We start from the raw sequence: 19,192 nt of genomic DNA, 5'->3' as shown, positions 1-19,192 counted from the left end.
TGCCCGCCGGGCCTGCGCGCTCTTGCCCTTGGGGGGCCGCTCGCATATGAGGCACGGGACCGAAACCCGCAAGCGCAGGGAGACAAGTTCCTTATGCCCGTACTTGTGATGAAATTCGGCGGCACCTCTGTCGCCAATCTGGACCGCATCCGCCGCGCCGCCAAACGCGTCGGCGTTGAGGTGGCCAAGGGCTATGACGTGATCGTCATCGTCTCTGCCATGTCCGGCAAGACCAACGAGCTGGTGGGCTGGGTCGATGAGACCTCGCCGCTTTATGACGCGCGCGAATATGATGCCGTCGTGTCCTCGGGCGAGAACGTGACCGCGGGCCTGATGGCGCTGACGCTGCAGGAGATGGATGTCCCGGCGCGCAGCTGGCAGGGCTGGCAGGTGCCGCTCAAGACCAACTCGGCGCACAGCCAGGCCCGGATCGAGGAGATCCCGCCGGAGAACATCCGCGCCAAGTTCGACGAGGGCATGAAGGTGGCGGTTGTCGCCGGTTTCCAGGGCATCAGCCCCGAAGGCCGCATCACCACCCTGGGCCGGGGCGGCTCTGACACCACCGCGGTGGCCTTTGCCGCGGCGTTTGAGGCAGAGCGCTGCGATATCTACACCGATGTGGACGGCGTCTATACCACCGACCCGCGGATCTGCGGCAAGGCGCGCAAGCTGGAAAAGATTGCGTTTGAAGAAATGCTGGAGCTGGCCTCGCTGGGGGCCAAGGTGCTGCAAACCCGCTCGGTTGAACTGGCGATGCGCTACAATGTGAAGCTGCGCGTTCTGTCGAGCTTTGAGGAACAGTCCGACGAGGCCGGAACCCTGGTCTGCGACGAGGAGGAAATCATGGAATCCAATGTTGTAAACGGCGTTGCCTACTCCCGCGACGAGGCCAAGCTGACCGTGCAGTCGGTGGCCGACCGTCCCGGCATCGCGGCGACGATCTTCACCACGCTCAGCGATGCGGGCGTGAATGTCGACATGATCGTGCAGGACGTCTCCGAAGACGGCCGCACCGACATGACCTTCTCCTGCCCGACCGACCAGGTGGCGCGCGCCGAAAAAGCGCTGCTGGCGATCAAGGAGAAGGGCGAGCTGAACTATGCCGAGCTGCTGGCCGACAAGGACGTGGCCAAGGTCTCGGTGGTCGGCATCGGCATGCGTTCGCAGTCCGGTGTGGCGGCCAAGATGTTCAAGGTGCTGTCTGATGAGGGCATCAACATCAAGGTGATCACCACCTCCGAAATCAAGATCTCGGTGCTGATCGACCGCAAGTACATGGAACTGGCCGTGCAGGCGCTGCATGATGCTTTCGAGCTTGAAAAAGCCGGCTAAGCGCCGATTTCGAAACAATTTTATGTAATTCGCAAGGGCGCCGTTCGGGCGCCCTTGTCATGTATGCCCCGCCGCAAGCGGTATTCTGCCCAGCCTTTTGGCGTGCCGCTGCGAATGCAGGCAACAGCGCAAAAACTCTTGGACTTTTCCCGCCGGGGTGGGACAAGTGGGTGGAGGAGAGAGCACTGGCGCACTACTCTGGGCGGTGTCCGTTCCCAGGGATCATTCGGGGCGGCGGTGCAGAGGGAAGAAACCTCGGGAGAGGGTGAGAATGGCCGATACGACGGAATCCGAAAGCAGGAAGCTTCTGGTTCGCTTGCGCGAGGCGATGGCGGGTGATGTTGCCGGCCAGGCGCGGCTCGACAAGATCACCCATCTGATCGCCGACAGCATGGGGACCGAGGTGTGCTCGGTCTATCTGTTCCGCGATGACGAGACCCTGGAGCTGTGCGCGACGCAGGGCCTGAACACCGAATCAGTGCACCAGACCCGGATGCGCATCGGCGAGGGCCTGGTCGGCCGGGTGGCCAAGTTCGGCAAGGTGATCAACACCCCGGACGCGCCGCACGCCAAGGGCTTCCGCTACATGCCGGAAACCGGGGAGGAGCGGTTTTCCTCCTTCCTCGGGGTGCCGGTGCAGCGGCTGGGCGAGATGCTGGGCGTGCTGGTGGTGCAGTCCAAGGATGCGCGCGAGTTTTCCGCCGACGCGGTCTATGCGCTGGAAGTGGTGGCGATGGTGATCGCCGAGATGACCGAGCTGGGCGCCTTTGTCGGCGAGGGCGCGGCGCTGTCGCCCCTGCACCAGCAGGCGGTCCTGATTCACGGCACCTCGGCCCAGGAGGGCGCGGCGGAAGGCCATGTCTGGCTGCATGAACCGCGGGTGATCGTGACCAATCCGATTGCCGATGACCCCCAGCGCGAGCTGGAGCGGCTGAATGATGCGGTGGAGGAGCTGCGGGTCGGCGTCGACAAGATGCTGGAAGTATCCCGCAACGGCGACAAGGAGCAATTGCAGGTTCTTGAGGCCTACCGGATGTTTGCCAACTCCAAGGGCTGGATGCGGCGGATGGAAGAGGACATCGCCCGCGGCCTGAGCGCCGAGGCGGCGGTGGAGAAGGAGCAGTCCCAGGCCCGTGCCCGCATGAGCCAGGTGCAGGATGCCTATTTGCGTGAACGGCTGAGCGATCTGGACGACCTGTCGAACCGGCTGCTGCGGATCCTGACCGGGCAGGGGGCTGATACCGGGGCGGAGCTGCCGGAAAACCCGATCCTGATCGCCCGCAACATCGGCCCCGGCGACCTGCTGGAATACGGCCGCTCCTTGCGTGGAATCGTTCTGGAAGAGGGCTCTGTCGGCTCTCACGCCGCCATTGTGGCGCGGGCGCTGGCGATCCCGCTGGTGGTCAATGCTAAACGGGTCACCACCGAGGCGCTGAACGGCGACCACATCATGGTGGATGGCGACCAGGGGGTGGTTCACCTGCGCCCGGACGACACCGTTGTCGGCGCCTTCCGCGACAAGATCGCGATGCACACCAAGGCGCAGGAGCGCTATGCCTCGATCCGCGACAAGCCCGCTGTCACCACCGACGGGCAGCGCATCAACATGGTGATGAATGCGGGCCTGATGGCGGATCTGCCGTCGCTGGACGGCTCCGGCGCCGAGGGAGTGGGGCTGTTCCGCACAGAGCTGCAGTTTTTGGTCCGCAACCAGATGCCGAAACGGTCGGAGCTGGTGGCCCTTTACAAGCGGGTGCTGGATGCCGCCCACGGCAAGCCGGTGGTGTTCCGCACGCTGGACATCGGCTCAGACAAGGTGCTGCCCTACATGAAGCCCACCGATGAGCCGAATCCGGCGCTGGGCTGGCGGGCGATCCGGGTGGGGCTGGACAAGCCGGGCGTGATGCGGATGCAGCTGCAGGCGCTGCTGCGCTCTGCCGAGGGGCGGCCGCTGACGATCATGTTCCCCTTTGTCGCCCAGTTCGAGGAATACCGCGCCGCGCGGGCGGAAGTCGAAAAGACCATAGAACGCGAGCGCATCCTGGGCCATGTGCTGCCGGCCGACCTGAAAATCGGCGCGATGCTGGAGACGCCCTCGCTGGCTTATGCGCCGCAGAAGTTCTTTGACGAGGTGGCGTTCATCTCGATCGGCGGCAATGACCTCAAGCAGTTCTTCTTTGCGGCCGACCGCGAGAACGAGCGGGTGCGGCGGCGTTATGACACGCTGAACGTCAGCTTCCTGAGCTTCATCGAGCGGATCGTGGAGCGCTGCGCGATCTCCGGCACGCCCCTGAGCTTCTGCGGCGAAGATGCGGGCCGCCCGGTCGAGGCCGTCTGCCTGGCGGCGATGGGCATCCGCACGCTGTCGATGCGCCCGGCCTCCATCGGCCCGGTCAAGTCGCTGCTGCTGCGGGTGGATCTGGGCGAGCTGCGCAAGATCATCTCCGACGCCCGCCACCGGGGCGACCAGGCCGTGCGCCCGGCCGTCATGGAGTACCTGCGGGGTTTGTGACCCGCACCGGCCCGCAAAGGGGATTGCGTGAAAGGGCCTGCGCCTCACGGGGCGCAGAGAGTTTTCTGCGACCAATTACTTCAAGCTTAAAACTTTAGGCTTGAAGTTTTTCCGGCTCTGCTTATCCTGATCCCCAGAGACGTGCGCTGAGCGGGAAGGGATGATCATGAAAGTCGTCTGTCTGGGAGGAGGGCCTGCCGGCCTTTACTTTGCCATCTCGATGAAGCTGCGGCAGCCGGAGGCCGAGGTCACGGTGGTCGAGCGCAACAAGCCTGACGACACCTTTGGCTGGGGTGTGGTGCTGTCGGATGACGCGCTGGAAAACCTGAGCGCCAACGATCCCAAGAGCGCAGAGGCAATCCGCAAGAGCTTTGCCTATTGGGATGACATCGCCGTGGTGCACAATGGCACCCGCACGGTGTCGGGCGGGCACGGTTTTGCCGGGATCGGGCGCAAGCAGATGCTGCTGTTGCTGCAGGACCGGGCGCGGGAGCTGGGGGTGGACCTGCAGTTTGAAACCGTTGCCAAGCCTGCCTCTGAGTATCAGAAAGACTATGACCTGGTAGTGGGCTGCGACGGGCTGAATTCCAGTGTTCGCAACGAGTTCACGGAACATTTTAAACCGGAAATCGACGTGCGGCCCTGCAAGTTCATCTGGCTGGGAACGCATCAGAAGTTCGACGACGCCTTCACCTTCATCTTCGAGAAAACCAAGCACGGCTGGATGTGGATCCACGCCTACCAGTTCGACGCCGACACCGCGACGGTGATCGTCGAATGCTCGGCTGAAACCTGGGAGGCCTGGGGCTTTGAAGGGATGAGCAAGGAGGAGATCATCCGTACTTGCGAGGATATCTTCGCCGATCATCTGGATGGCCACGCGCTGATGTCGAACGCGGCGCATTTGCGCGGGGCGGCAGTGTGGATCAATTTCCCGCGGGTGCTGTGCGAGAAATGGCATCACGAGAACGTCGTGCTGCTGGGCGATGCCTCTGCCACCGCGCATTTCTCGATCGGGTCGGGGTCGCGGCTGGCCTTTGATAGCGCGATCGCGCTGGCGGAGCTGGTCAGCACCGAGCCGACGCTGGAGCGTGCGTTTGAGCGCTACCAGGAGGAACGGCGGCTGGATGTGCTGCGGCTGCAATCGGCGGCGCGCAACTCGCTGGAGTGGTTCGAGGAGGTCGAGCGCTACCTGGATATGGATCCGGTGCAGTTCAATTACTCGCTGCTGACCCGCTCGCAGCGGATCAGCCACGAAAATCTGCGCCTGCGTGATGCGGAGTGGCTGCAAAGCGCCGAGAAGTGGTTTCAGGACAAGGCCGGTGCGCCCGCTGATGCGCCGGTGCGGCCGCCGATGTTTGCCCCGTACAAGTTGCGCGGGATGGAGTTGAAGAACCGCATCGTGGTCTCCCCCATGGCGCAATACAAGGCGGTGGAAGGCTGCCCGACCGACTGGCACCTGATCCATTACGGCGAACGCGCCAAGGGCGGGGCGGGGCTGGTCTATACCGAGATGACCTGTGTATCAGCCGAGGGCCGGATCTCGCTGGGCTGTCCGGGGCTGTATGCGCCGGAGCATGAGGCCGTGTGGAAGCGGCTGACGGATTTCGTGCACGCGGAGACCAGCGCCAAGATCTGCTGCCAGATCGGCCATTCGGGGCGCAAGGGCTCAACCCAGCTGGGCTGGGAGGAGATGGACGCGCCGCTGCCGGAGGGGAATTGGGAGACGGTTTCGGCATCACCCATCCCGTGGTCGGATAACAACCCGGCCCCGCGCGAGATCACGCGGGCGGAAATGGACACAATCAAGGCGGAATTCGTGGCCGCCGCGCAGATGGCAGAGCGCGCCGGGTTTGACATGATCGAACTTCATGCGGCGCACGGCTATCTGATTTCGTCCTTCATCTCGCCGAAATCGAACATCCGCACCGACGAGTACGGCGGTTCCTTGGAGAACCGCCTGCGCTATCCGCTGGAGGTGTTCCAGGCGATGCGCGCGGTCTGGCCGGAAGGCAAACCGATGTCGGTGCGGATCTCTGCCAATGACTGGGTCGGCGACGCAGGCGTCACGCCGGAGGAAGCGGTGGAGATCGCCAAGGCCTTTACCGCTGCCGGTGCGGATATCATTGATGTCTCCGCCGGGCAGACCTCGACGGACGCGCAGCCGGTTTACGGGCGCATGTTCCAGACGCCGTTTTCCGACCGCATCCGCAACGAGGCCGGGATTGCCACCATGGCGGTGGGCAACATCTATGAAGCCGATCATGCCAATTCGATCCTGATGGCGGGGCGGGCCGATCTGGTTTGCGTGGCCCGGCCCCATCTGGCCGATCCCTATTGGACGCTGCATGAGGCCGCGCGGATCGGCGACCGGCACGGCGACTGGCCGCTGCCCTATCATGCGGGCCGCAATCAGGCCTGGCGCCTGGCGGACCGCGAGGCGGAGGTGATCCGGGCATGAGCGTTGCGGGCAGGCATGCGGTGATTTCCGGCGGCGGCTCCGGCGTTGGGGCCGAGCTGGCGGCACGGTTTGCCGCGGCGGGCGCCAAGGTCACCATCCTGGGCCGCCGCCTGGAACCCCTGCAAGAGGTCGCCGGCGGCATCGGCGCCTTTGCGGCAGCGTGCGACGTGACGGACCGGGACGCACTGGACCGGGCGCTGGATGAAGCGGTAGAGGCGAACGGGCCCGTGGGCATCGCGCTGGCCAATGCCGGCGCAGCGCCCTCCAAACCCTTTGAGCGGATGACCACGGGCGATTTCGAGGCGGCGCTGTCTGTCAACCTGACCGGTGTTTTCAACCTGTGGCAGGCGTGTCTGCCGGGGATGAAGGAGCAGGGCTGGGGGCGGCTGATCGCCATTGCCTCGACTGCGGGGCTGAAGGGCTACCCCTATGTGTCGGGCTACTGCGCGGCCAAACATGGTGTTGTGGGGCTGACACGGGCGCTGGCGGTGGAGCTGGCGAAAACCGGGGTGACGGTGAATGCGATCTGCCCGGGTTTCATCGAAACGCCGCTCCTGCAAAGATCACTGGACAACATCGTGGCCAAGACCGGCATGACGGCGGAGCAGGCGGCAAAGTCGTTGCGCCGCGGCAACCCGCAGGACCGCTTCATCCAGCCGGGTGAAGTGGCGGACGCTGCGCTGTGGCTGGCAGGCGAAGGGGCAGGCTCCGTCAACGGCAGCACATTGCCCATCTCGGGAGGGGAAATTTGAGCACGACATCAAAAGACCGGCTGCGGCTGTGGCTGAAGGTGCTGAAGGCCACCAAGGCGGTGGAGAGCGAAGTGCGCGAGAACCTGCGGCGGGAGTTTGCAACCACGCTGCCGAGGTTTGACGTGATGGCGGCGCTGATGCAGCATGAAAAAGGCTTGAAGATGAGCGAGTTGTCGGGGGTTCTGAAAGTCTCCAACGGCAATGTAACCGGCATCGTCGAGCGGCTGGTCGAGGACGGCCATGTGCAGCGCGAGAAGGTCGAGGGCGACCGCCGCGCCAATCTGGTGCGGCTGACGCAGGCGGGCAAATCCGAGTTTTCCCGCCAGGCGGAGGCGCATGAGGGCTGGATCAATGCGGCCTTTGACGGGCTGACAGCGGATGAGGCGCAAGGAATTGCCGAGAGCCTGGAAGCGGTGGCGCGGCGGCTGGAAGAGGGAGGCAAGGTATAATGGTGAGGAGAGGTGCGACCCATTTCCTGTGCCGGATCGAGGATGGCATTGCGACCGTTTCCTTGGACCGGCCGGAGCGGAAGAATCCGCTGACTTTCGACAGCTATGCGGAGTTGCGCGACTGGTTCCGCGACCTGCACTACGACGACAGGGTCAAGGCGGTGGTCTTTGCCTCCAACGGCGGCAATTTCTGCTCCGGCGGCGATGTGCATGACATCATCGGGCCGCTGACGAAGATGAGCATGAAGGAGCTGCTGGTCTTCACCCGGATGACCGGCGATCTGGTCAAGGCGATGGTGAATTGCGGCAAGCCGGTGATTGCGGCGATTGACGGCATTTGCGTCGGCGCAGGCGCGATCATCGCCATGGCCTCCGACATCCGCATTGCCACGCCGGAGGCCAAGACCGCGTTTCTGTTCACCCGGGTCGGGCTGGCGGGCTGCGACATGGGCGCCTGCGCGATCCTGCCGCGGATCATCGGCCAGGGCCGGGCGGCGGAGCTTTTGTACACGGGCCGGTCGATGAGCGCCGAAGAGGGCCACGCCTGGGGCTTTCACAATAAGCTGGTTGCGGCGGACGAGCTGGAAGCGGAGGCGCATAACTGGGCCGCGCGGATCGCGGCGGGTCCGAACTTCGGCCACATGATGACCAAGACCATGCTGGCGCAGGAATGGTCGATGTCGATCGAGCAGGCGATCGAGGCCGAGGCGCAGGCGCAGGCGATCTGCATGCAGACGGCGGATTTCGAACGCGCTTACCATGCCTTTGTGAACAAGGAAAAGCCGCTGTTCGAAGGCGACTGAGGTGTGACACCGCTGGAGCCCGCGCCGGAGGAGGGCGCGGGAGCCCCCCTCTCGGCGGCAAAGCCGCCTGCCGGGCAGCGGGACGGGAGTATTTTGGGAAATATGAAACTGGGAGGGCCGCGTCATGGCGGACAGGACGTTTCTGAATTGGCCGTTTTTCGAGGACCGGCACCGGAAGCTGGCCGAAGAACTGGAGGCCTGGGCCGCGGCGCAGCTGGCGGGTATTGATCATTCCGACACTGATGCCGCCTGCCGGGCGCTGGTCACAGCACTGGGCGAGGGCGGCTGGACGCAGCATTCCGGCGCGATGGCGGGCGAGCAGCTGGATGTGCGCAGCCTGTGCCTGATCCGCGAGACGCTGGCGCGCCATGACGGGCTGGCGGATTTTGCTTTTGCCATGCAGGGGCTGGGCACCGGGGCGATCTCGCTGTTCGGCACCGCGGAGCAGCAGGCGGAGTGGCTGCCGCTCACCCGCGCGGGCAAGGCGGTTTCAGCCTTTGCCCTGACCGAGCCGCAATCAGGGTCGGATGTGGCGAACTCCACCATGACCGCGACACTGGACGGCGGCACCTATGTGCTGAACGGTGAAAAGACCTGGATATCCAACGGCGGCATTGCTGATGTCTACACGCTGTTTGCCCGCACTGGCGAGGCACCGGGCGCCAAGGGGCTGAGCGCCTTTGTCGTGCCCGCAGGCCTGCCGGGGTTCGAGGTCGTGGAACGGCTGGAAACCATCGCGCCGCATCCGCTGGCGACCCTGCGGTTCACAGATTGCCGGATCCCGAAATCGGCGCTGCTGGGGCAGCCGGGCGCGGGCTTCAAGATTGCGATGTCGGTGCTGGATGTGTTCCGCTCCACCGTGGCTGCCGCCGCCCTGGGCTTTGCCCGCCGGGCGCTGGACGAGTCGCTGGCGCGGGTGACTGCGCGGCAGGTGCAAGGGGCGCCGCTGTTCGATCTGCAGATGGTGCAGGGCCATATCGCCGATATGGCGCTGGATGTGGATGCATCGGCTCTGCTGGTCTACCGCGCCGCCTGGGCCAAGGATTCAGGGGCTGCGCGCGTCACCCGCGAGGCTGCGATGGCCAAGCTGTTTTCCACCGACCAGGCGCAAGCCGTCATTGACAAGGCTGTGCAGCTGCATGGCGGCGACGGCGTGCGCCGGGGCCAGAAGGTGGAGGAGCTTTACCGCGATATCCGGGCCTTGCGCATCTACGAGGGCGCCTCGGACGTGCAGCGGGTGGTGATCGCGCGCCAGGCGCTCGGCGCCTTTCAGGGAGGGAATTGAGATGCTGGGACCAACCGCGCATACGGACACGTTCGCCCGGGACAACCTGCCGCCGGCGGACCAATGGCCGGAGTTCCTGCTGGAAGGGTTTCAGTACCCGGAGTACCTGAACGCGGCGGTCGAACTGACCGATGCGATGGTGGAGAAGGGGTTCGGCGACCATACCGCGCTGATCGGCAACGGCCGCTACCGCACTTACAAGGAGCTGGCGGACTGGACCAACCGGCTGGCGCATGTGCTGAGCGAGGACCTGGGGGTGAAGCCCGGCAACCGGGTGCTGATCCGCTCTGCCAACAATCCGGCGATGGTGGCCTGCTGGCTGGCGGCGACCAAAGCGGGCGCGGTGGTGGTCAACACCATGCCGCTGTTGCGCAAGGGCGAGCTGGCCAAGATCGTCGACAAGGCGGAGATCTCCCATGCGTTGTGCGACACAAGGCTGAAGGATGAACTGGTCGCCTGCGCCAAGGAATCGAAGTTCCTGAAAACGGTTGTCGGCTTCGACGGCACCTCCAACCATGATGCGGAACTGGACCGGCTGGCGCTGGAGAAACCTGTTGCCTACGAAGCCGTGAAAACGGGCCGCGACGATGTGGCCTTGCTGGGGTTCACCTCCGGCACCACCGGATCGCCCAAGGCGACGATGCACTTCCACCGCGATTTGCTGATCATCGCCGACGGCTATGCGCGCGAAGTGCTGGATGTGCAGCCGGAGGACGTGTTTGTCGGCTCACCGCCGCTGGCCTTTACCTTCGGCCTGGGCGGGCTGGCGATCTTCCCGCTGCGCTTTGGCGCCGCGGCGACGCTCTTGGAAAACGCCTCGCCGCCGAACCTCATCGAGATTATTGAGAAATACAAGGCCACCGTCTGCTTCACGGCACCCACCGCCTACCGGGTGATGCTGCGGGCGATGGAGGAGGGGGCGGATCTGTCCTCGCTCCGGGCGGCGGTCTCGGCGGGGGAGACCCTGCCCGCGCCGGTCTATCAGGAGTGGATGGACAAGACCGGCAAGCCGATGCTGGACGGGATCGGCGCGACGGAGCTCTTGCATATTTTCATCACCAACCGGTTCAGCGATCACCGGCCCGCCTGCACCGGCAAGCCGGTCACCGGCTACCAGGTGAAGGTGCTGGACGGTGATGGCAACGAAGCGCCCCGCGGCGCGGCCGGGCGGCTGGCAGTCAAAGGTCCGACCGGCTGCCGTTATCTGGCCGATGAGCGGCAAGGGGAATACGTGCAGGACGGCTGGAACATCACCGGCGACAGTTTCATTCGGGACGCGGACGGGTACCTTCATTTTGCGGCCCGTAACGACGACATGATCGTCTCCTCCGGCTACAACATTGCAGGCCCCGAGGTGGAGGCGGCGCTGCTGGCGCATGAGGCGGTTGCGGAATGCGCGGTGATCGGAGTTCCGGATGAGGCGCGCGGCGAGATCGTGCAGGCGCATGTGGTGCTGGCTGAAGGGCAGGCGCCGTCGGAGGCGCTGGTCAAGCTGCTGCAGGATCATGTTAAGGCAACCATCGCGCCCTACAAGTACCCGCGCTCGGTAGTGTTCACCGGGGCACTGCCGAAAACCGAGACCGGCAAGATCCAGCGCTTCAAGCTGAAAGGGTAATCTCTCCGGCTGACGGAAACAGGAACACGCTGGCGGCTGCACGGCCGCCAGGCAGCCGGTGTTGAGCGGCGGGGCCTGCCGCTGGCGCCGGTGAGGCAGCAGTAAGGGCCTGAAACGACACAGTTTACCTGCAGGAGAAGGTGGAGGCGAGTACCGGAATCGAACCGGTGTACACGGATTTGCAATCCGCTGCGTCACCACTCCGCCAACTCGCCATCCGTGGTGTAAGCCGTGATTAATCACATGCCCGGCGCCGGTGCAAGAGGCCAATTGCCTCCGCCAGTGCCAAAATTTGCTTTTCCATCCGCCGGGTCAGATTCTCAGCCGGCGGCGCGCCCGTCAAGGCTTGCGGCTTGGATGGCTTTGGCGATCAGCGCCGGGACGCCCGGCAGGGCGCCGGCCACAGGCAGCACGGTGCCGCCAACGCCAGCCGCCTCCAGCGCCTCGGGAAGGTCCTGTTTCACATGGTCGCCGGCCTGGGCAAAGAAGGGCAGGCAAAGGGACTGCGCGGGCAGGGGGCTGGCGGCAGCGGCAATCCGGGGGTCTTGCTCGACATAGCCCAGCGTCAGGCTGCAGCCCGGCAGCAGGGGGCTGAGGCTGGCGGCAAAAGCCTCTGCCGCTTCTGCGGCCCGCGGGCCGCGGGCAGAGCCGTGGGCGGCCAGCAGCAGATGGGTCTCCTGCAGGGGCCAGCCCTTGGCGCCGGACGCCTGGCGCACAGCGCGGGCCGCCAGGTCCGGCAGGTCGGCGTCAAGGCCGAACGGCGCGGCCATCCGGCAGGTCTTGCCCTGCAGGCGGGCAGGCAGGGCCTTGCTGGTGAAATAGCCGCGCGACATGAAAAACGGATAGACCACGGCATCGTCTTCCATCACCTCCTCCAGCCGGCCGGGCGCCGCCAGAGTGGCGGAGCGGACGTCCCAGCCGGGAAGATGCGCGGCAACGGCTGCCGCCGTGGCGGCCAGTTCCGCCTCTGCCGGGCCGGGGGCGGAGGGCTGGCCATGCGCGGTGATGACGGCGGTTCGCAGGCTTTGGGGCAAGGCGGTCTCCCGGAATGCTGGACAGCTGGCAGGTCAGGTGGATTGTTCTGTTATTTGGGGCACTTGTCAGGCCTTTCGCAAGGGGCGCAGTGAAATTTCCGCCGCAGCAAAGGCAAACGAAAACAAGGTGGTTGACCTTCCCCGGCGGTTCACCTAAATCAGCAAATGTCCTGAGCGGGTATGGTGAAATGGTATCATAAGAGCCTTCCAAGCTTAAGGTGCGGGTTCGATTCCCGCTACCCGCTCCAGACCTTCCCAGCCCGCCGGATTGATACCCTCTGACGCAGTGCGCAGCTGTTTTCAGGTGCTTTTTGAAGCTGCTCAGCGCTTGACGCGCGGGGCCTGCGGGGCCATGAACCTTGGCGAAGGCGCGGGGGGCTGCCCCGCCAGACCAAAAAATGCAGAAGGATCCGGAATGGCGCGGAGACAAGCGGCCCCGAATGCGGAGCAAGAGCGGGAGAAGTCCCGGAAAATCGGTGTGCTGTCGGCCCTGTGGCCGTTCATGCGGCCCTACCGCCTGCTGATGCTGGCTGCGACCTGTGCTCTGGTGCTGACGGCGGCGCTTTCGCTGACCTTGCCGCTGGCGGTGCGCCGGGTGGTGGACAATTTCCGGGTTTCCGATTCCGAACTGCTGAACCTCTATTTCAGCGCAGCCCTCGTGATTGCGGCGCTGCTGGCGGTGGGCACCGGTGTCCGCTATGCGCTGGTGACGCGGCTGGGCGAACGGGTGGTGGCCGATATCCGCAAGGCGGTGTTCGACCGGGTGATCGGCATGAGCCCGGAGTTTTATGAGCGCATCATGACCGGCGAGGTGTTGAGCCGGATCACCACCGACACCACGCTGATCCAGTCGGTGCTCGGCTCGTCGGTGTCGATTGCGCTGCGTAACCTGCTGATCTTCCTGGGCGGCATGGTGCTGATGCTGCTGACCTCGGCGAAGCTGACAATGATGGTGCTGCTGATCGTGCCGGCGGTGATCGTGCCGATCCTGGTGCTGGGCCGCCGCCTGCGCGCCATCAGCAAGGAGAACCAGGACTGGATCGCGGCGTCCTCCGGCAATGCGGGCGAGGCGCTGGGGGCGGTGCAGACGGTGCAGGCCTTCACCCACGAGAGTGCCAGCCGCCGGAAATTCGGCGAGATGACGGAAACGGCCTATGACGTCTCGCGCCGCCGTATTCAGACCCGGGCCTTCCTGACCGTGATCGTGATCTTCCTGGTGTTCTCCGGCATCGTTGGCGTGTTGTGGATGGGCGCAAACGATGTGCGGGCCGGGCTGATGACCGAAGGCACGCTGATCCAGTTCGTGATCTACTCGGTGCTGGTGGCCGGTTCGGTTGCGGCGCTGTCGGAAATCTGGAGCGAGCTGCAGCGGGCCGCCGGGGCAACCGAACGGCTGGTGGAACTGTTGAACGCCGAAGATACCGTGCTGGACCCGGTTGCGGCTCAGGTGCTGCCCGCGCCGGTCAAGGGGGAGATCACCTTTGAAAATGTTTCCTTCCGCTACCCTTCGCGCCCGGATGTTTCGGCGCTGGAGGAGGTGTCGCTGACGGTGAGCCCGGGCGAAACGGTCGCCTTTGTCGGCCCGTCCGGCGCTGGCAAGACCACCATCATCCAGATGCTGCAGCGGTTCTATGACCCCAACCAGGGCGCGGTGAAGCTGGACGGCGTGGCGCTGACGCAGCTGCAGCGGGATGAGTTCCGCCGCCATATCGCGCTGGTGCCGCAGGACCCGGTGATCTTTGCCGCCTCGGCGCGCGAGAACATCCGGTTCGGCCGCCCCGAGGCTACCGATGCCGAGGTGGAGGCCGCCGCCGCGGCCGCTGCGGCGCATGACTTCATCTCGAAGCTGCCGGAAGGTTATGACAGTTTTGTCGGCGAACGGGGCGTGATGCTGTCGGGCGGGCAGAAGCAGCGGATCGCCATCGCCCGCGCCATCCTGCGCGACGCGCCGGTGCTGCTGCTGGACGAGGCGACCTCGGCGCTGGATGCCGAAAGCGAACGCCTGGTGCAGGCGGCGGTGGATGAGCTGAGCCAGGGCCGCACCACGCTGATCGTGGCGCACCGGCTGGCAACGGTGAAGAAGGCTGACCGCATCGTGGTGATGGACCAGGGACGGATCGTCGCCACCGGCACCCATGATGAGCTGGTGGGGCAGGGTGGGCTGTATGCGCGGCTGGCCAAGCTGCAGTTCACCGAAGGGCTGGCGGCGGAATAAGCGCCAGGCAGCGTGGCAGGACAGGCGCCCCGGACCGGTTCCGGGGCGTTTTTCGTTGAAAACCGCCCGTTGCCGCGAATTGGCGCGACGTCACGGGCCAAGCTGCCTTGGCGTGACCCTGCCGTGGCGCTTGCGCAAACGCGCGTTTGCAATAGTCTGGGCAAAAAACGGAGACACACTCCGTGCAGCGGCCATGCACCGGCCGTGCACCGGAGGAACGGGGAGGAGATTAATGGGTTTTTCCGGAATCGCGGACCGCGATGCGCTGCAGAATGAAATGCCGTATGAGGCACGGGATCTTCCGGCCACATTGTACGGGATGCTGTCGCGCACTGCGGACAAATACCCAAACAGCAATGCCGCCAGCTATCAGATATTCTCTGGCGCCCGGGACAAGGCGGAGACGCTGACCTGGAGCATGCTGAAGGATCAGGTGAGCCAGGCGGCAAACATGTTCCGCGCCCTGGGGATCGGCGAGAAGGACGTGGTCGCCTATGTGCTGCCCAACTGCACCGAGACTCTGGTGACCATGATGGGCGGCGCAGTGGCGGGGATCGTGAACCCGATCAACCCGCTGTTGGAGCCGGAGCAGATCGCTTCGATCCTGCGGGAGACCAAGGCCAAGGTGGTGGTGACCCTGCGGCCATTCCCAAAGACGGATGTGGCGCAGAAGGTGGCGGAAGCGGTGCGCCATGCGCCGGGCGTCAACACGGTGCTGGAGGTGGACCTGAACCGCTATCTGACGCCGCCGAAATCCTGGATCGTGCCGCTGGTGCGGCCGAAGATGGACACCCGGCCCAGCCATGCGGATTACCTGAGTTTTTCCAAGGAAATGGCAAAGCAGCCCAAGACGCTGAGCTTTGCCGACAGCGCGGGCGACCGGGTGGCGTGCTATTTCCACACCGGCGGCACCACCGGCATGCCCAAGGTGGCGCAGCACAAATACTCCGGGCTGGTCTACAACGGCTGGCTGGGCAGCACCCTGCTGTTCACCGAAGAGGACAACATCATCTGCCCGCTGCCGCTGTTCCATGTCTTTGCGGTGCATGTGATCATGATGGCGGCGGTGGCCTCGGGTGCGCATGTGGTGTTCCCGACGCCGCAGGGCTATCGCGGCGAGGGCGTGTTCGACAACTTCTGGAAGCTGATCGAACGTTGGAAGATCACCTTCATCATCACTGTTCCAACCGCCGTGTCGGCGCTGATGCAGCGGCCGGTGGATGCGGATATCTCGACCGTGAAAACCGCCTTTTCCGGCTCGGCCCCGATGCCGATGGAGCTGTTCAAGCGGTTCGAGAGCGCCTCCGGCGTCACCATCGTCGAGGGCTACGGCCTGACCGAGGCCACCTGCCTGGTCAGCTGCAACCCTCCCGGCGGCGAGAAGAAGGTGGGATCCGTCGGCATCCCGTTCCCCTATACGGACGTGCGGATCGTCAAGCAGACCAATGGCGGCCCGCTGGAATGCGAGCGCGACGAGGTGGGCGAGATCTGCGTGTCGAACCCCGGCGTTTATGCCGGCAATACCTACACCGAGGCCGACAAGAACCTGGACCTCTACTACCAGGAAAAATACCTGCGCACCGGCGATCTGGGACGGATCGACGAGGACGGCTATTTGTGGATCACCGGCCGCGCCAAGGACCTGATCATCCGCGGCGGCCACAATATCGACCCGGCAGAGATCGAGGAGGCGCTGCTGGGCCATGATGCGGTGGCCTTTGCCGGCGCCATCGGCCAGCCGGACGCGCATTCCGGCGAGCTGCCCTGCGCCTTTGTGGAACTGGTCGACGGTGCCGCCGTCAGCGAGGCGGAGCTGCTGGAGTACTGCAAGGTGCATGTGCATGAGCGGGCAGCGATTCCCAAGCACCTGACGGTGCTGGACGAGCTGCCGAAAACCGCGGTGGGCAAGGTGTTCAAGCCCGATCTGCGCAAGCTCGCGATCACCCGCGTCTACAACGGGGCCTTGGAACAGGCCGGGGTGGCGGCACGTGTTGTCAGCGTGGTCGACGACAAGAAGCGCGGGCTGGTGGCGCAGGTCGCCGCCAATGGCAGCCCGGAGGCTGACATCGATGGCGTGCTGAACAATTTCACCCGGCCCTGGGAGCCTGCCACGGCAGCGTGATCCTGCCGCATGGCGTGGGATAAAGGGCGCCCTTCGGGGCGCTTTTTCTTTCAGGCATTCCATTTGCGCAAAACTGTGCCTAGGCTCACGGGGACAGCGGCGTGCAGGGAGGCTCGCAGATGGATTACGAACGGCTGATCGACGAGGAGACCTGGGACTTCATCCAGAAGACCGGGGAGCTTTATCCAGATGACGCCGTTGATATGAGCATCGAAGAGCAGCGCCGCATCTATGATGCCATGGCGCGCGAGTTCCGGGTGCCGCGGCCGGATGTGGTTTCGGTCCAGGAGTTGTCGGCCAACGGTGTGCCGGTGCGGGTCTATACCGCAGGCGACCCGACCCGCACGGTGCTGTTCTGCCACGGCGGCGGCTTTGTCGTCGGCGGCCTGGACAGCCATGACGATGTCTGCGCCGAGATCTGCGCCCAGACCGGCTATCGTGTGGTGTCGGTGGATTACCGGCTGGCGCCAGAGCACAAGCACCCCGCCGCCTTCGAGGATGTCTGGGTGGTGCTGGGCTGGGTGGAGGCTGGTTACGGCAAGGGCATTGTCCTGATGGGCGACAGCGCCGGTGCCAATCTGTGCGCTGCTGTGGCGCATCATGCGCGCGGCCGCAGCGAGTCCATTTTGGGGCAGGTTCTGATCTACGGGGCCTTTGGCGGCGACATGACCCAGGGGTCTTATATCGAGCACGCGCAGGCGCCGATGCTGACCAGCGCTGACGTGCGCTATTATATGGACATCCGCACCGACGGGCCGCCGCCAATGGGAGATCCGCTGTTTGCGCCGCTGTCGGACAGTGATTTCACCAATCTTCCGCCGACTGTGCTGGTAACGGCGGATTGCGATCCGGTCCGCGATGACTCGCGCGAATACCGCGACCGCATCCTGGCGGACGGCGGCAAGGCCTGCTGGATTAACGAGCCCGGCCTGATCCACGGCTATCTGCGCGCGCGCCACACCGTTGGCCGGGCGCGGGACAGTTTCGAGCGGATCTCGGTTGCCATCGAGGCGCTGGGGCAGGGGATTTGGTCCTACGACGACTAGCCGTCCGGCCTAGCCGGCATAATCCTGGCACTGCTCCTGAAACAGCGACGTGTCCAGCCAACCGCCGCTGGTGACCTGCCAGTCCGGGCCGGACGTGGTGACATAGGTCCAGCTGCCCACCGGAATGTGGGAGTAATTCACATAGTCCCCGGGGCTGATCTGCCCGACCAGGGGCGCATCCGGCCTGTGCCCCGCCCGCAGCCCCATCACCGGGCCAAGCCAGCCCAGGCAGGCGCTTTCGAACTCATCCCGGACCGGCAGGTCCCAAAGCTGGTAGCGCAGGAACAGATCATCGAGATCCAGAAAAGTCTGCTTGTTGTTGACCCGGCAGCCAAAGCGGCCTTCCATCTGCTTGACCTCTGCGACCAGGCGCTCTGCCTGCGGCGGCAGGGAAACCGATTTGCCGATGCAGTCCCCGTTGTTGAACACCGCCTGCCCCAGAGGCGAGCCGAAACAGTATCCGGCGCGGTCAATCACCGCGTTCCGGGTGAACCACAGGTCGTGGCAGGCGTCGCTGGCCAGCGCCGGGGCGGCGAGCAGCGAAAGCAGGGCAGCAAGGGATTTCATGGCAAATTTCCTGACATCTGAAAACGGCGGCTGAGGGCCATCCTAGCACACAGCCGCCGTTTCCGGTCACTTCAGGAACGGCTCTGCCTTCATGGTCCCGGCAACCGGCGCGCCCAGCCGGTTGAGGATGGTGGGCGCCAGCTGGCGCTGGTCGATCACCGTGTCATGGTCGGGGCCGTCGGCCTCGCCGAAATAGTAGAGCGCGGTTTCCTGCTGCAGCGGGCTGCGGCCGCCGTGGTGGCCGCGCTCGTCCTGGCCGTGGTCGGCGGTGACGATCACCTCATAGCCCAGATCGCGCCAGCGGGTGATGAAGGGGGCCAGCATCTCATCCATCACGAAACAGGCGTGGTCCATCTCCTGGCAGTCGTGGAAATAGCGGTGGCCCATGCTGTCCAGCGTGCAGGTGTGCAGCATGCCGTAGTCGAGGCCGAAGCGCAGGCAGAGGTTGGTCAGGGTGCCGAACAGGTCGACATCCGACGGGGTCATCTGGTTGTCCTTGCCGTAGCCGGTCATGGTGTGAAAGCGGCCGTGGTTGATGGTCTTGCTTTCCGGCTCGTCATATTCGATGTCGCGCACGTAGTCGAAGGGGTGGCGGTTGAAGAAGGACGACCAGTAGCTGTGCGCCACGGCACCGGTCACGCCGCCTGCTTCGCGCACCTGGCTGAACACGTCCTTTTCCTTCAGCCGGAACACATTGGCATTGCCGGTGCAGCCGTGGATGGCGGGGGCCACGCCGGTGTGGATCGAGGCATAGCAGCTGGCCGAAGTCGACGGCAGCACCGCCCGCAGCTTCCAGACACGGGCATCGCCGCTGTCCACCCAGCCTTCGAGGTTGCCGAACAGGCGGCGGAAATTGCGCCAGGGCACGCCGTCCAGAATGATGAGCAGGAGTTTGTTGTCCATGTGCCGAATCCTTTTGCCTTGCGGGGGCTTCGGGAGGGTATCTTTGCGGCTGAATCTTGAATTGCCATTCAAAAAACGGCGGATCGGCAGGAAACC

14 protein-coding genes and 2 tRNA genes are annotated in these 19,192 nt (G+C 64.8%); 12 read left to right on the top strand and 4 right to left on the bottom strand.

Annotation, left to right across the window (positions count from 1 at the left end):
• Window positions 1-93 precede the first annotated feature (93 nt).
• The 8 genes from LHL23_RS06265 (at window position 94) to LHL23_RS06230 (ending at window position 11,209) form a co-directional block, all read left to right on the top strand.
• Window positions 94-1,332, top strand: a complete 1,239-nt coding sequence (locus LHL23_RS06265; RefSeq protein ID WP_222478284.1) for an aspartate kinase — start codon at window positions 94-96, stop codon at window positions 1,330-1,332.
• 271 nt (window positions 1,333-1,603) lie between these two features.
• The gene (ptsP, locus tag LHL23_RS06260; RefSeq protein ID WP_222478286.1) at window positions 1,604-3,844 is read left to right on the top strand and encodes a phosphoenolpyruvate--protein phosphotransferase; all 2,241 of its coding nucleotides are present in this window, start codon (window positions 1,604-1,606) and stop codon (window positions 3,842-3,844) included.
• A 166-nt stretch (window positions 3,845-4,010) separates the two neighbouring features.
• Entirely contained in the window at window positions 4,011-6,305 is a 2,295-nt protein-coding gene (locus tag LHL23_RS06255; protein ID WP_226429193.1) for a bifunctional salicylyl-CoA 5-hydroxylase/oxidoreductase, read from the top strand.
• Entirely contained in the window at window positions 6,302-7,057 is a 756-nt protein-coding gene (locus LHL23_RS06250) for an SDR family NAD(P)-dependent oxidoreductase (protein WP_226429192.1), read from the top strand. The genes LHL23_RS06255 and LHL23_RS06250 overlap by 4 nt, the downstream gene beginning before the upstream one ends.
• Window positions 7,054-7,506, top strand: coding sequence for a MarR family winged helix-turn-helix transcriptional regulator (locus LHL23_RS06245; protein ID WP_226429191.1), 453 nt, complete (start codon window positions 7,054-7,056; stop codon window positions 7,504-7,506). The genes LHL23_RS06250 and LHL23_RS06245 overlap by 4 nt, the downstream gene beginning before the upstream one ends.
• Entirely contained in the window at window positions 7,506-8,309 is an 804-nt protein-coding gene (locus LHL23_RS06240; RefSeq protein ID WP_226429190.1) for an enoyl-CoA hydratase family protein, read from the top strand. The genes LHL23_RS06245 and LHL23_RS06240 overlap by 1 nt, the downstream gene beginning before the upstream one ends.
• Window positions 8,310-8,433: 124 nt before the next feature.
• Window positions 8,434-9,594, top strand: coding sequence for an acyl-CoA dehydrogenase family protein (locus tag LHL23_RS06235; RefSeq protein ID WP_226429189.1), 1,161 nt, complete (start codon window positions 8,434-8,436; stop codon window positions 9,592-9,594).
• Window position 9,595: 1 nt separating this feature from the next.
• Window positions 9,596-11,209: an AMP-binding protein gene (locus LHL23_RS06230; protein WP_226429188.1), complete on the top strand. Its 1,614-nt coding sequence runs from the start codon at window positions 9,596-9,598 to the stop codon at window positions 11,207-11,209.
• Window positions 11,210-11,350: 141 nt separating this feature from the next.
• Here the strand turns inward: LHL23_RS06230 and LHL23_RS06225 are convergent.
• A tRNA-Cys gene (locus tag LHL23_RS06225) sits at window positions 11,351-11,424 on the bottom strand.
• 105 nt (window positions 11,425-11,529) lie between these two features.
• Window positions 11,530-12,243, bottom strand: coding sequence for a CbiX/SirB N-terminal domain-containing protein (locus LHL23_RS06220; RefSeq protein WP_226429187.1), 714 nt, complete (start codon window positions 12,241-12,243; stop codon window positions 11,530-11,532).
• 174 nt (window positions 12,244-12,417) lie between these two features.
• Between LHL23_RS06220 and LHL23_RS06215 the strand changes: the two genes are divergently transcribed.
• From LHL23_RS06215 to LHL23_RS06200, 4 genes are all read left to right on the top strand, one after another.
• Window positions 12,418-12,491 (top strand) — tRNA-Gly (locus LHL23_RS06215).
• Between the two features lie 167 nt (window positions 12,492-12,658).
• A complete protein-coding gene (locus LHL23_RS06210) occupies window positions 12,659-14,458 on the top strand; it encodes an ABC transporter transmembrane domain-containing protein (protein ID WP_226429186.1) in 1,800 nt (599 codons plus the stop codon).
• A gap of 232 nt (window positions 14,459-14,690) precedes the next feature.
• Complete coding sequence (locus tag LHL23_RS06205; RefSeq protein WP_226429185.1) at window positions 14,691-16,580, top strand: acyl-CoA synthetase; 1,890 nt, start codon at window positions 14,691-14,693, stop codon at window positions 16,578-16,580.
• Between the two features lie 119 nt (window positions 16,581-16,699).
• Complete coding sequence (locus tag LHL23_RS06200) at window positions 16,700-17,626, top strand: alpha/beta hydrolase (protein WP_222478307.1); 927 nt, start codon at window positions 16,700-16,702, stop codon at window positions 17,624-17,626.
• A 9-nt stretch (window positions 17,627-17,635) separates the two neighbouring features.
• Here the strand turns inward: LHL23_RS06200 and LHL23_RS06195 are convergent, their stop codons facing one another.
• A complete protein-coding gene (locus LHL23_RS06195) occupies window positions 17,636-18,193 on the bottom strand; it encodes a DUF4453 domain-containing protein (RefSeq protein WP_226429184.1) in 558 nt (185 codons plus the stop codon).
• 66 nt (window positions 18,194-18,259) lie between these two features.
• Entirely contained in the window at window positions 18,260-19,096 is an 837-nt protein-coding gene (locus tag LHL23_RS06190) for an alkaline phosphatase family protein (RefSeq protein WP_222478311.1), read from the bottom strand.
• Window positions 19,097-19,192 lie beyond the last annotated feature (96 nt).

Source organism: Leisingera sp. McT4-56 (assembly GCF_020514995.1).
In the GTDB taxonomy this organism is placed as follows: domain Bacteria; phylum Pseudomonadota; class Alphaproteobacteria; order Rhodobacterales; family Rhodobacteraceae; genus Leisingera; species Leisingera aquaemixtae_A.
This window is presented reverse-complemented; position numbering and strand designations above follow the sequence as displayed.